This window comes from Arthrobacter sp. 05T423 (assembly GCF_056396245.1).
The window spans coordinates 1-11,958 of record NZ_JBFTLC010000057.1 but is presented as its reverse complement, the minus strand read 5'-3'; the positions used below and the strand labels follow the sequence as shown (position 1 = coordinate 11,958).

At 61.5% G+C, this 11,958-nt stretch carries 9 protein-coding genes and 2 pseudogenes; 5 read left to right on the top strand and 6 right to left on the bottom strand.

The window, feature by feature from the left end; all coding sequences use genetic code 11:
- From AC1DFE_RS23355 to AC1DFE_RS23340, 4 genes are all read right to left on the bottom strand, one after another.
- A partial coding sequence (locus AC1DFE_RS23355) for a cupin domain-containing protein (RefSeq protein WP_476908218.1) occupies positions 1-244 on the bottom strand: 244 nt, incomplete at its 3' end.
- Between the two features lie 359 nt (positions 245-603).
- A complete protein-coding gene (locus AC1DFE_RS23350; protein ID WP_476908217.1) occupies positions 604-2,085 on the bottom strand; it encodes an APC family permease in 1,482 nt (493 codons plus the stop codon).
- A 597-nt stretch (positions 2,086-2,682) separates the two neighbouring features.
- Positions 2,683-3,396: a cache domain-containing protein gene (locus tag AC1DFE_RS23345; RefSeq protein WP_476908216.1), complete on the bottom strand. Its 714-nt coding sequence runs from the start codon at positions 3,394-3,396 to the stop codon at positions 2,683-2,685.
- The gene (locus AC1DFE_RS23340) at positions 3,380-4,111 is read right to left on the bottom strand and encodes a FadR/GntR family transcriptional regulator (RefSeq protein ID WP_476908215.1); all 732 of its coding nucleotides are present in this window, start codon (positions 4,109-4,111) and stop codon (positions 3,380-3,382) included. Before AC1DFE_RS23340 ends, AC1DFE_RS23345 begins: the two co-directional genes overlap by 17 nt.
- A 299-nt stretch (positions 4,112-4,410) precedes the next feature.
- On the opposite strand from AC1DFE_RS23340, the gene hxlB reads away from it, so the two are divergent.
- From hxlB to AC1DFE_RS23320, 4 genes and pseudogenes are all read left to right on the top strand, one after another.
- Entirely contained in the window at positions 4,411-5,004 is a 594-nt protein-coding gene (gene hxlB / locus AC1DFE_RS23335; RefSeq protein ID WP_476908214.1) for a 6-phospho-3-hexuloisomerase, read from the top strand.
- A gap of 71 nt (positions 5,005-5,075) precedes the next feature.
- Entirely contained in the window at positions 5,076-5,699 is a 624-nt protein-coding gene (gene hxlA / locus AC1DFE_RS23330; protein WP_476908213.1) for a 3-hexulose-6-phosphate synthase, read from the top strand.
- Positions 5,700-6,088: 389 nt separating this feature from the next.
- Positions 6,089-7,645, top strand: coding sequence for a glucose-6-phosphate dehydrogenase (gene zwf / locus AC1DFE_RS23325; protein ID WP_476908212.1), 1,557 nt, complete (start codon positions 6,089-6,091; stop codon positions 7,643-7,645).
- Positions 7,642-8,529 (top strand): annotated as a pseudogene (locus AC1DFE_RS23320) (glucose-6-phosphate dehydrogenase assembly protein OpcA); the annotation flags it as partial. The gene zwf and the pseudogene AC1DFE_RS23320, both read left to right, overlap by 4 nt.
- Positions 8,530-8,808: 279 nt before the next feature.
- Here AC1DFE_RS23320 and AC1DFE_RS23315 read toward each other — a convergent pair.
- Positions 8,809-9,552: an IclR family transcriptional regulator gene (locus AC1DFE_RS23315; protein ID WP_476908211.1), complete on the bottom strand. Its 744-nt coding sequence runs from the start codon at positions 9,550-9,552 to the stop codon at positions 8,809-8,811.
- The gene (locus AC1DFE_RS23310) at positions 9,549-10,898 is read right to left on the bottom strand and encodes an APC family permease (protein WP_476908219.1); all 1,350 of its coding nucleotides are present in this window, start codon (positions 10,896-10,898) and stop codon (positions 9,549-9,551) included. Before AC1DFE_RS23310 ends, AC1DFE_RS23315 begins: the two co-directional genes overlap by 4 nt.
- Before the next feature lie 670 nt (positions 10,899-11,568).
- Here AC1DFE_RS23310 and AC1DFE_RS23305 point away from each other — a divergent pair.
- Positions 11,569-11,958 (top strand): annotated as a pseudogene (locus AC1DFE_RS23305) (primary-amine oxidase); the annotation flags it as partial.

Genomic DNA, 11,958 nt, shown 5'->3' with positions numbered 1-11,958 from the left:
CGGTGAGGATGAACTCACCGGCTACGACCACCTTCATTTCGTCGTAGGTGTACGTGTACACCAGGGGTTCGGAGGCCTTCAGCTCGAAGAAGCCGGCGCTCATAACCGACCCTTCAGGGTTGTGGAGGGAGTCGCCGATTGCAGCGACCGTCCCGGGCTCGTTCATCGACGGCAGGCCGACGTAGCCGCCGACTACCTTGTGGATGGATCCGGCCTTGCTCAGAGTTCCTACGAGGGTTTCCATGGGTATCTCCTATAGATGGTGTTGGAAGTGGTTCGTGAGAACTGTTCGTCGTTGTGAGAACTGTTCGTCTTCGGGTGCATATGAAAAGTGCGCTGATGGTCACCTCGACCCGGGTTCGGCTCCGGGAGGGGATCTGCAAACCCGGCATCCTCTGCTTCCTGAGGTGCCAGCCGAGCTCTGCTCAGAGGTCTGCTGGTGTGATGCCGGTCACGCATCTTCGTCCCACAAGCAAACCTACTCTTCAGAATTCATCTAGTCCAGCTTTTTTTATGGCTATTTGTGTGGTGAGTGACTATTACGGCGGAAAGCCGCTTTGAGGACCACGGACGTCCTGGCTCGGCGCGACGCCAGGACGTCACCTACGAGCTGGACGCACTCTCGAGATCTGCGCCCTCTTGGTCTGACGCGCGAACAGTGGCTCGTTTGTTCTTCGAGCGTCGCGATTCATGCTGGGAATAGAACCAGATAGGTATGTAAAGTGCCAGCACGATGAAGCCGACCCAGGTCGGTGTCCAGCCGATCTCCAGGCTGTTCAGGTAGACTACGCCGGCCAGGCAGAGAGGCAGATTGAACAGGCCAAAGAGCATGGCGACGTTTTTCCAGCCTTTGGGCGCCTTAAAAGGCCTTTCCAGAGCAGCAAAGGCGGGGTGCTTCTTGGCTCTGACATAGGCGAACAGGCTAATGCCGTTGGCGCAGGTGTAGCCGATCGCCGATGCCGCAACAATTGCCGCGGGGTTGCCCATGAAAATCAGCACCAGGTTAAAGGCTCCGATGATCAGCATGGCAACAAAGGGAGTGCCGTGGCGATTCGTTTTGCCGAGGGACCTGGGGAGGTTGCCTTCAACCGCCATGGAATGCATGGCGCGGGACGAACCCAGATAGGCCGTTTGGATGATGAGTACCATGGCGGCGATCAGCATGATGATGGTAATCATGGAGCCGGCTTCACCGAAGACAGCGTGGGCGACCGGAATCAGGGGCGACACAGGTTCGTCCAGTACGCCGTTGATACCCAACACGCCGATCACGGCAGCCTGCACCAGAACGAACGAGAAGAAGCAGATGATGCCGCAGGCAAAGAGCGCTTTGGAGACATCTTTGGCAGGGTTTTTGTATTCCGGGCCGTAGATGGCTGCCGTTTCCCAGGCGCAGGCACTCCACTGTGCGATCGCAAAGATGCCCAAGAGAATCAGGATGTGGTGCATGTCCCAAGACCAGTCGGAGGGCAGCCAGCTGCCGGTGATGTTGGTCAGCTCAACGTGTCCGGTTGCAAAAGGTGCCACGGTCAGGACAACCAGCGGTATGAGGGAAAATGCCGCCAGGATGTAACCCAGGGTGGCGCCGTCCTTGAGCCCAAACCAGTTAACTCCGAACAGTCCGCCGAAAATCACCACGCCTGTCATCAAGGCGAGTTGATTCTCGGTAAACGTCCCGCCCAGCGCAGGAAAGAGCCCATGCAGGTAGCTGCCGACCAGGATGGAAAAGATCGCCAGTACCGGGGTCCAGGCGAACCAGTAGCTCCAGGCGCTGAAGCCGCCGATCAGCTTGCTCTTGTCGTACTTGCCTTGGTAGTTCTCAGTGCGAAATACATGCTGCGCAAAACCCGGCAAACCAGAGGCCTTGGGAAAAGTGGTAGCCATCTCGGCGTACGCCGCATTCTGAAAGAAACCCTGAATAACCGATAGTCCCCAGATAAGAATTGCTGCGGCCGATAAGTACATCGGAAGGTAGCCCAAGGAGGGCAGAATCAGCAGGGGTACACCAAGCGCAATGGCCAGGCCCTGCTTCCAGTCGATCGACCTTTCCAGGCCGTCGCCCCCATCCGTACGATTTTCACTCATAACAATCTCCCTTAAACAACGTAAAAGTTGTCAGATTCTTGTTCAGGTCCTGCGTAGGTGGCAGGCCGGCTGAGGAAGCTCTTCCCGAATACGACACCTTCGTCCGGGTTCCGCTGCTGGTTCAGGTGCGGTTCGACAGTGAACTGCCTGAAAGCAAAACCGATGTCGGTGAATACCTCTCCAACCTCGGCGGGCCGGCTACTGGCGGCCGGATTCTTCGAGCTGAAGGCTTCCGAGCCTGCGGCGCACCCCACGCTTTAGGCCCTCCTGTGAAACAGATCACTTCGAAGATTACTCCTTAAAGCTGCAATGCAATAGCTTTTTTTCGATTAGGGTGTCGCTTCCTCTGACCGTCTGCCATGGACTGGGCGCAACGCCCAAGGCGCAATTGACCGCCCAGCCTAGTGGGCCGGCGTCGTGCGTTTGGTGGAGGATTTAGCCGGAACTACGGCAGGAAGCGGTCGCCTGAGTTGCAGGTGCCCATGCGCAATTCGGCTCCTTGGCCGCTCACGCCCGGGTGGTCCAATAAAGCTGCATCACTGAAGGTTTTCCAGCAGTTCGCATGGGCGCGCCAGTGCCGCTGCCCGCTGGAGGGCGTTAGCGCGATGCGGTGTAGATCAACGAGAGCCCCAGGTGTGGAACATTTAGGGCCATTCGATGCTGCTCCGGAGATCCGGACTTGATCCGCTCGCCAACCAGGTACATCCCGGAGTTGCCGAGGATGACGCGGTTACTGGCGTTGATGAGGGCGGCGTCGCCGGGGATGACCCGCAAGTGGGGCATGATGAGGGGTTCCACGTCCTTGATCCGAATGTCGCATCCCGCAACCCCTGTGAAGGTTCCATGGACGGAAAACGGTGCAGTGAACGTCAGGATGTACTCTTCGAAGCCGAGATAGTCGATGTACGGCCCCCAGACAGTCTGTTCACCTGTGGAAGCGGCAGTCGAGAAAAACGGCAGCTTCTCGTAGTCGTAGTACCGGTTGCTGCCTGGAGTCAGGTCAAAATCCAGCCTCCCGACGGAACCCGGTCCCTTGCGGGACCACCATTCAAGGGCCCGGCTGCCTTCCTCAACCGATTCGTGGGCGAAGAAGGCCCCGGCGCCGACGGCGAAAGTGTTCTTCGCCAGGAACTCCTGTGAGAGTTTGTCCAGCCCGGCCAGGGCAGGTTCATCGACCTTGGACTTGCCGACGAGATTTCGTTCAAGCAGCGAGGCAACGTTCCTGGAAAGTTCCTTGATCTCCGTGGAGACGCCATTGGTCCACGAAGTGAGGGCATGGGCAGCGTGTACGACTTCAGTGTCGGGCTTCATTGGGTTCCTGGATTGATTGGCTGTAACCGAGGGTCAGTTTCGTGTCAATAAGGTGAAAAATATTCCGCCGGATGTGCTCAAGCGCCAGTTTCTGGGCCCTCTCGGGTTGGTCCTGGGCCACTGCCCGGACCAACTCCAAGTGTTCAGCCGTTGCCGTTTCAGGGTCAAGTGCTACGCCGAGGGGGGCCCACAACTGTTGAACCGACTCTTCCTGAAGCCGGATTTCGGCGTTGGCCAGCCTCGGTGATTGCGCTGACACTGCTAACTCAATGTGGAAGCGGCTGTCAGCGGATGCACGGACCTCTGGGGTCCTGGCCAGAACCAATGCCCGCGCAAGCTCCTGGAGACGCTCGAAGTCATGTGCTTCCGCGCGTTCACATGCCAGACGGATGGTGGTTGCGGCAATAGCCGAATGTTCGTCGCCGATGTCGCGTATTTCAGAAATAGACGTCGAGAGAAACCAATTGCGCATGGCGTCGGTCTGGCTCTGCGGCTGCTTGACCACAAAGGATCCCCCGCTCCGGCCTCTGCGCGTCTCAACGATTCCCCGCTCGCGGAGTTCCCCTAAAGCTTCGCGAAGGGTTGCGCCGCCGACGCCAAACATCTCCGAGAGTGCCGCTTCCGGGGGCAAGCGTTCCCCCACCTTGAGCAACCCCAGCGCGATGGCGGTGGAAATTCTGTCGACAATCGCATCGGCCCGCTCGATCTCGGGCAAGGACCGATATATCTGCGACTCGAAGGGGGTTGGCGAGGCCAAAAGTCTGCGCTCCGAAGTTGGGCTACGGGTTGGGGCTAATACTACAGTCCGGCAGTACTTAGGGATTTTGCACTCTTACGGAGCCTTTGGTGTCTCTTCCATTGTTCAGGCCAGCCCCGCCCCACCAATCCTTAAGGGTAGTCAGAACCGTCAGAAAACAGTGTTACCCCTGCCCGTTTGCTTCGGAATCATGGATATCAACCAGAAAGCATCCATCCGGCAGCTACAGGCCGATGGTCGAATCGAAGGGAAAAATCGTGAATCCGACAGCAACCGCGGCGGTGTATAGCACCACAGATGACATTGTGCGCAACCTGTCCCTCGTCAGGGACGAGATCGCAGACACGGCAGCCAAGATCGACGAACAGCAGGTGGCCGCCCTCGCACGCCACATCAGCCTGACAGACCGCGTGTTTGTCGCCGGAGCGGGCCGCAGCGGTCTGGTCCTGCGCATGGCCGCCATGAGGCTGATGCACCTGGGACTGAACGTCCACGTCGCCGGCGACACCACCACTCCCGCCATCAGTTCCGGAGACCTGCTCCTGGTGGCCTCCGGCTCGGGAACCACCTCGGGAGTAGTCAAGGCAGCGGAAACAGCGGCGAAGGCCGGAGCGCGGATTGCTGCGTTCACCACCAACCCGGACTCGCCGCTCGCAGGACTTGCAGACGCCCTGGTGATCCTTCCCGCAGCCCAGAAGACCGACCACGGCTCGAGTGTCTCCCGGCAGTACGCGGGGTCCCTCTTCGAACAGGTACTTTTCCTCGCCACCGAGGCCATCTTCCAGTCGCTGTGGGACAACGACGCCCAGCCCGCGGAGGAGCTGTGGCTGCGCCACGCCAACCTCGAGTAACTGAGGCCCCGCTTCCACACCCACAGATTTCCACACCCAACAGCAGTTCCCTTACAGAAAGAAACAACATCATGAAACTCCAAGTTGCCATCGACCTCCTGACCACCGAAGCTGCCCTCGAGCTGGCCGGCAAGGTTGCCGAATACGTTGACATCATCGAACTCGGCACGCCGCTGGTGAAGAGCGAAGGCCTTTCCGTCATCACTGCTGTCAAGGAAGCCCACCCGGACAAGATCGTCTTCGCTGACCTGAAGACGATGGATGCCGGCGAACTTGAAGCCGACATCGCGTTCAAGGCCGGCGCCGACCTGGTCACCGTGCTCGGTGCGGCCGATGACTCCACCATCGCCGGTGCGGTCAAGGCGGCCAAGGCCCACAACAAAGGCATCGTCGTCGACCTCATCGGTGTGGCAGACAAGGTTACCCGCGCCAAGGAGGTCCGCGCCCTGGGTGCCAAGTTCGTCGAGATGCACGCCGGCCTGGACGAGCAGGCCAAGCCCGGCTTCGACCTGAACGGTCTGCTCCGCGCCGGTGCCGAAGCCCGCGTTCCGTTCTCCGTGGCCGGCGGCGTGAAGCTCGCCACCATCGCAGACGTCCAGAAGGCCGGGGCTGATGTCGCCGTCGCCGGCGGTGCCATCTACGGTGCAGCCGATCCCGCACTGGCCGCGAAGGAACTCCGCGCAGCCATCGTCTAGGTCTCCGATTGCGGTGGCGTCCCGTGCCTTATGGCCGCGGGACGCCACCTATGGAGTTAAAACAAGGCACGCCCCCAACGATGAGGGGTTGGCGTATTGGGGGACCCTAATCCCTGGGAAGGAATCTGTTCATCATGAGTATTAGGACCGCCGAGCGCGTAGAAGTCCTTGTTAACGACCCTGTTCGACTTTACGAATTGCTCGACGATGCAGAGGCCTTGCTCCGCCAAGCGCCCCAACACTTTGCTGGCATCCTGGTCACCCGCCACGATCCTGGCCGGTACACGCTTACGCTCAGCGACTGCGTCCCCTTTGGAGAGACACGCGAGCTAATTCTCTCGTGACCGTCGGTCGGCGGCGCACTGCCTGTCGAAAGTTAGAAGGCAACAATGTCTGTTACTTACCCTGATTCGAGTGTGAGGTCCGGGCAGAATCCGCTCCGGGATAAGCGTGACCGCCGGCTGTCCCGGGTGGCGGGCCCATCGTCCCTGGTGCTCTTTGGCGTAACGGGAGACTTGGCTCGAAAGAAACTCTTGCCCGCCGTCTACGACCTCGCGAACCGGGGACTCCTGCCGCCGAGCTTCGCGCTGGTGGGTTTCGGGCGGCGGGACTGGGACAACGAGGACTTCGCCGCCGAGGTGAAGGACGCGGTGAAGTCCTACGCACGGACCCCCTTTGACGAGGCGGTATGGAACCAGCTGGCCGAGGGCATCCGCTTCGTCCAGGGCGAGTTCGACGACGACGCCGCCTTTGGGCGGCTTTCCGCCACTCTTGCAGAACTGGACGAGCAGCGCGGCACCCGCGGCAACCACGCATTTTACCTGTCCATCCCGCCGAAGGCCTTCGAACTGGTCTGCCGGCAGCTCTCCAAGCACGGCCTGGCGCAGGCCGCGGGGGAGAAGTGGCGGCGGGTGGTCGTTGAAAAGCCGTTCGGCCATGACCTGGAATCGGCGCGGCAGCTGAACGACATTGTGGAGTCCGTGTTCCCGCAGGACGCGGTATTCCGGATTGACCATTACCTGGGCAAGGAGACGGTGCAGAACATCCTGGCGCTGCGCTTCGTCAACCAGCTGTTCGAACCGCTCTGGAACGCCAAGTATGTGGACCATGTGCAGATCACCATGGCCGAGGACATCGGCACCGGCGGCCGGGCAGGGTATTACGACGGCGTGGGCGCGGCCCGCGACGTGATCCAGAACCACCTGCTGCAGCTGCTGGCCCTGACCGCGATGGAGGAGCCCATCTCCTTCAACGCCGATGACCTGCGCGCCGAGAAGGAAAAGGTCCTCGCCGCCGTCAGGCTCCCCGAGGACCTGTCCACCCGCTCTGCCCGCGGCCAGTTCGCCGGCGGCTGGCAGGGCGGCGAAGAGGTCCAGGGCTACCTGGAAGAGGACGGCATCCCGGCCGACTCGACCACCGAAACCTACGCAGCGATCCGGGTGGACATCAACACCCGGCGCTGGAACGGGGTGCCGTTCTACCTGCGCGCCGGCAAGCGGCTCGGACGCCGTGTCACCGAAATCGCGGTGGTGTTCAAGCGGGCACCGAACCTGCTCTTCCGCGACCACGGCGACGACGACTTCGGCCAGAACGCCGTGGTGATCCGGGTCCAGCCCGACGAGGGCGCCACAATCCGGTTCGCGTCCAAGGTCCCCGGCACCCAGATGGAAGTCCGCGACGTCACCATGGACTTCGGCTACGGCCACGCCTTCACCGAATCCAGCCCCGAAGCCTACGAACGGCTGATCCTGGACGTGCTCCTGGGCGAGCCGCCGCTGTTTCCCCGCCACCGGGAGGTGGAGCTGTCCTGGACCATTCTGGACCCGTTCGAGAAGTACTGGGCCTCCCTGCCCGACCAGCCCGAGCCGTACGCGCCCGGCAGCTGGGGCCCGGCCTCTGCTGATGAGCTGCTAGCCCGCGACGGACGCACCTGGAGAAGGCCATGATCGTAGATCTCCCCAACACCACCACCTCCAACGTTTCCAAGAGAATCCAGTCCCTGCGCGCGCAGGGCGGCGTGATCGCCCTTGGCCGCGTCCTGACCCTGGTGGTCATCACAAAGTCAGGGCTGGAGGAAGAAGCGATCGAGGCGGCCAACGAGGCCAGCCGGGAACACCCCTGCCGGATCATCGTGCTGGCCGCCGGCTCGCAGGAGCGGCCCACCCGTCTGGACGCCCAGATCCAGGTCGGCGGGGACGCCGGAGCGTCCGAGGTCATCGTGCTGCGCGGGTACGGTGAACTCGCCGAGGAAAGCGAGTCCCTCGTCGCCGCGCTGCTGCTGCCCGACGCCCCGATCGTGGCCTGGTGGCCGCACGGCGCACCCGAGAACGCGTCCGTAACCTCCATCGGGCGGATTGCGCACCGCAGGATTACGGACTCTGCCAACGAGGCTGACCCGCAGCGGGCCCTGGAAAACATCCGCAACACCTATCAAGCAGGCGACACGGACCTTGCCTGGACCCGGCTGACCAACTGGCGGATTAAGCTCGCCGCCGTCCTGGACCAGGCCGGCGGCACCCCCGTCACCGCTGTCACCGTTGCAGGCGCCTCCGATTCACCCAGCACCATCCTGCTCGCGGCCTGGCTTACGAAGGCCCTGGACGCGCCGGTCACGATTGTGGCGGACCCTCCCGGCACCGGAATCCGGGGCGTTGAGCTGTCCCGGGCTTCCGGTGACATTCGGCTGTTCCGGCCGGGACATGCCGTCGCAGAACTGACCCAGCCTGGGCAGCCCGCGCAACGGATCTCCCTCCCGCGACGCAGCCTGCGCGACTGCCTCGCCGAAGAACTGCGCCGCCTCGACCCCGACGAAGTCTTCGGTGAAACGGTTCGTAGTCTGGCTATTTCCAGGGTGGATCAAGAAGGCCGTTACAGGCTGGGCAACCCTGACGTGGATTCGTTCGTCGCAGAGCGCATCACTATCGACCGGATGGAGGAGGCCTTCGAGAAGGCGCGCGAGGGCCAGATCCTGCGCCCCGTCGTCGAGGTCCAGTCCGCGAGGGCCTCCGCATAGGCCTCACGGGCGAAGGTATCCCACTGTCGCGACGCGACCCCACCGGTCCGTGATCGTCCTCAACGAAGCCCATCTCGCCGCGTTCCGGTTTGTTAATCAAAACAGGAAAGGTGCCAGCCGCGAGGTCAGTTCACGGGCCGCTTCGGCGTGTTCGCGGGTTGCGGTGAACCGCTCCGCTGGGCTGGCGAGGCAGACGGCTGCGCCTGCGACCCCGTTGGGCAGTCTTACCGGAAGCGCCAGACTGGCGGATCCTTGTTCTAATTCGTTGATTTCCGAGGCCTCGCCGCTGAGCCTTATTTCCGCAAGTTGTTCTTCCAGTTGACCGTTATCTGTGATGGTGTGTTGTGTCAGCTTCACCAATGGCCCTTTCGGGAACGGGGAAGCCGAATCGCCAAGTTCGGCAAGCATCAGCTTTCCTGCGGCGGAGGCGTGCGGATACCGGAGCATTTCGAAGACAGAGTGGAGCGGATAATCCGGGTCCTCATCGGCGACTCTGAGGGAAGCGCTCCGGAACATAAAGAGATGCACTGCGAAACGGTTCCCGCCGCGGAACTCTTCTATGAGGGCGCGGGCTGCCGTGGGAACGGTTGGGGGAGTCGCAGCCGTAATCAGCCCCGAAATTGCCTGTCCGAGTGCAAATCCGCGGAGGTCGGATGTGCGGGCCAGATACTCGTCCGCCACGAGCGAATTCAAGATCCGGTACGCGGTCGCCTGGGGCATCTGCAGGGCGTCGGTGACCTCTTTCGCCGTTGTCCCGGTGCCGAACCGTGCCACGATTTCCAAGATCCTGAGCGGGTTTGACGTGGTGCTGGGTCCGGAGTGGGTGGGCCTGTAGGTCATGGGGTAGGCCTGCCGTTAAAGAGGTCCATTTCCCGGGTTTCGTCGTAGATGCCGACGGACGCGAGGCGCCCAGGTAACCGGAGGCGGAGGAACGTGGCGTAGATGATGCTGGCGATCAGGACACCGGCGTAGATGAGGGTCTGCAGACTGCCTGTGCGAATCGATGCCGCCGCCGCCGTCCAGAAGACCGCCCCGACGGCGAGCGAGGTCACCGCCCCGAGGATCCAGCTGGCGTAAGTGTTCTCGCCTATCCGGCGCAAGAAGAAGGGCAGGGACGCGCTTGCAAGGATGTAGGACCCAAGGTATCCGTAGGCGCCCAGTGTGAAGAGGCTGACCAGGCCACGTTCCGGGCTGGCGCCGGAGAGGATGAGCGCGATGGGCACGATGGCAACTACCGGCATGATGACCATGATTGCCGTCGAGGGGGTTCGGTAGACGGGATGGGTCCGGCCGACTATTCGCGGCGCGACCCCTTCCCTGCCCATACAGAAAAATATACGGGCGAGGGCGTTCACGGATGCGATCGCGCAGCCAAACCAGGATGCTGCGATTCCCAGGTCGAGGACCGCGGCGGACGCAGGGGAGACCTGGGAAAACAGGTCAGATAAAGGGGTGGAGCTGGCCGCAATGGTTATCGGTGCCTCCTGGAGTGCTGCGTCCTGGGCGGTCACGGCAAGAAGGCACAGCACGCCCATCAGTATGGGGGTCCACGTGATGGCGCGTGGGACTGTGACGAAGGGCCTGTGCGCCTCGCCGCCCAGCGTGGTGGGGCTTTCGAAGCCGACAAAGGCGCTTACGGCCACGACGATTCCGAGCGGTAACGCATCAAAGTTTCCGGTCCAGGCAAAAACGCTCCCGAGATTGGCGCTTGGTGCGTTGAAGGCGAAGTAGACGATCATGAGGACGGCGAGGACACCGATTGAAAGGGATTCCATCAACACCGTGAACCACGCCGATACCCGGATCCCCCTCACCATGAGGAAAGAGGAGGCAATCGCGGCGGCAAGAATGACCGGCACTGTGAAGAGCCTGGAGTCCGCGACGGGGACCCCCAGGTTGATGAACAGCTGGACGACATAGGTGCCGACAAGCAACAGACTGGCCATGGCCACGAGGCCGTAACCGAATATGGCCGACCAGCCGGCGGTAATTGCCGTCCGCTGGCCAAGGCCCTTGGCCGTGTAGCTGTAGAGGCCGCTGACAGCAGCCATGCGCTGTGCCATCGGTCTGAGACAGAAGGAAACCAAGACCATTACGGCCATGGCCGCGCCGAATGTCAGCAACAGATTCGGTCCCTCGGATCCAAAGACAAGACCCGGAAAGACAAGAGCCGGAATGACGGACATGGCACCCGCAGGCGCCACGCCGGCAACAGCCTGCGCGAAGACCGGCAAGAAGGAAAGTCTCCGGCGGCGCAGACCCTCCACTGGAGAGCGGGGAGTGATGAAGCGATCACCGCGAGCAGACACTGCGTACCAACTTTCGCTCGGATGGGCGCGCTTGCCTTGCTCGCGAGGGGACGCAAGTCATCGGGCCCACGGTGCAGAACATTAGCATTTCCGGGCCTGCAACGACAGCCTCAGACATGTTTCCAAATGTTTCCAACATGTTAACTGGGGTGGGAATTTATGATCCGGAATTTCTCAAGTAAATCTTTATGAATTACTCGCCTAAATGAATTCCCTGACGTAGTTTTGCTTGTGAAAGGAATGCAGGTGACCCGCATCACACCAGCAGGGCTCGAAGTAGAGCTCGGCTGACTACGGTCTCACTGCACCAGGATGACCAGTTCTGACGAAGACGAACAGTTCTGAGAATCCATGGAACCCCTTTGTGTCTATTGGCCCCCAACGGCAACACCACCTACTGGGCCGGGCACGAGATTAAGGCCGGGCGTGTGGGTCAACAACCACCATGACTACCCCCTCGGCTTCTTCAAGGCCCGTTTCAGGAGCACATCGGCTCCGAGGCCGTAGGCGTTCTCTTCCTGTTCAAGGACTAATCAAGGAGATAAGCATGAGTGTCGATACTGAAGTTGAGACTGTTGTTGGGGTGGCGCACCCTTTGGATCCGTTGTCGCGGGAGGAGATTTCGCGTGCGGTGGCGGTTTTGCGGGAGGGGCCGGCCGCGGCGGAATCGTTCCGTTTTATCAGTGTTGAGTTGCGTGAGCCGTCCAAGGAGGACCTGCGCAACGGTGTGCAGGTCGTCCGGGAGGCGGACGCTGTCCTGGTTGACCGTGCCGAGGCGCGGTCGTACGAGGCGGTTGTTAATCTTGATTCGGGCACTGTTGATGCGTGGAGGCAGCTCGCTGCCAACGTTCAGCCCCCGTTCATGCTTGATGAGTTTGCCGAGTGTGAGGAAGGGTGCCGGAAGGACCCGGGTGTTATTGCCGCTCTTGCCTCTTGC

What these genes read in the sequence shown, in the direction of transcription:
- AC1DFE_RS23350 (WP_476908217.1), bottom strand. Translation starts at nt 2,085, where the DNA reads ATGAGTGAAAATCGTACGGATGGGGGCGACGGCCTGGAAAGGTCGATC.
- AC1DFE_RS23345 (WP_476908216.1), bottom strand. Translation starts at nt 3,396, where the DNA reads ATGAAGCCCGACACTGAAGTCGTACACGCTGCCCATGCCCTCACTTCG.
- hxlA (WP_476908213.1), top strand. Translation starts at nt 5,076, where the DNA reads ATGAAACTCCAAGTTGCCATCGACCTCCTGACCACCGAAGCTGCCCTC.
- zwf (WP_476908212.1), top strand. Translation starts at nt 6,089, where the DNA reads ATGTCTGTTACTTACCCTGATTCGAGTGTGAGGTCCGGGCAGAATCCG.
- AC1DFE_RS23315 (WP_476908211.1), bottom strand. Translation starts at nt 9,552, where the DNA reads ATGACCTACAGGCCCACCCACTCCGGACCCAGCACCACGTCAAACCCG.
- AC1DFE_RS23310 (WP_476908219.1), bottom strand. Translation starts at nt 10,898, where the DNA reads ATGTCCGTCATTCCGGCTCTTGTCTTTCCGGGTCTTGTCTTTGGATCC.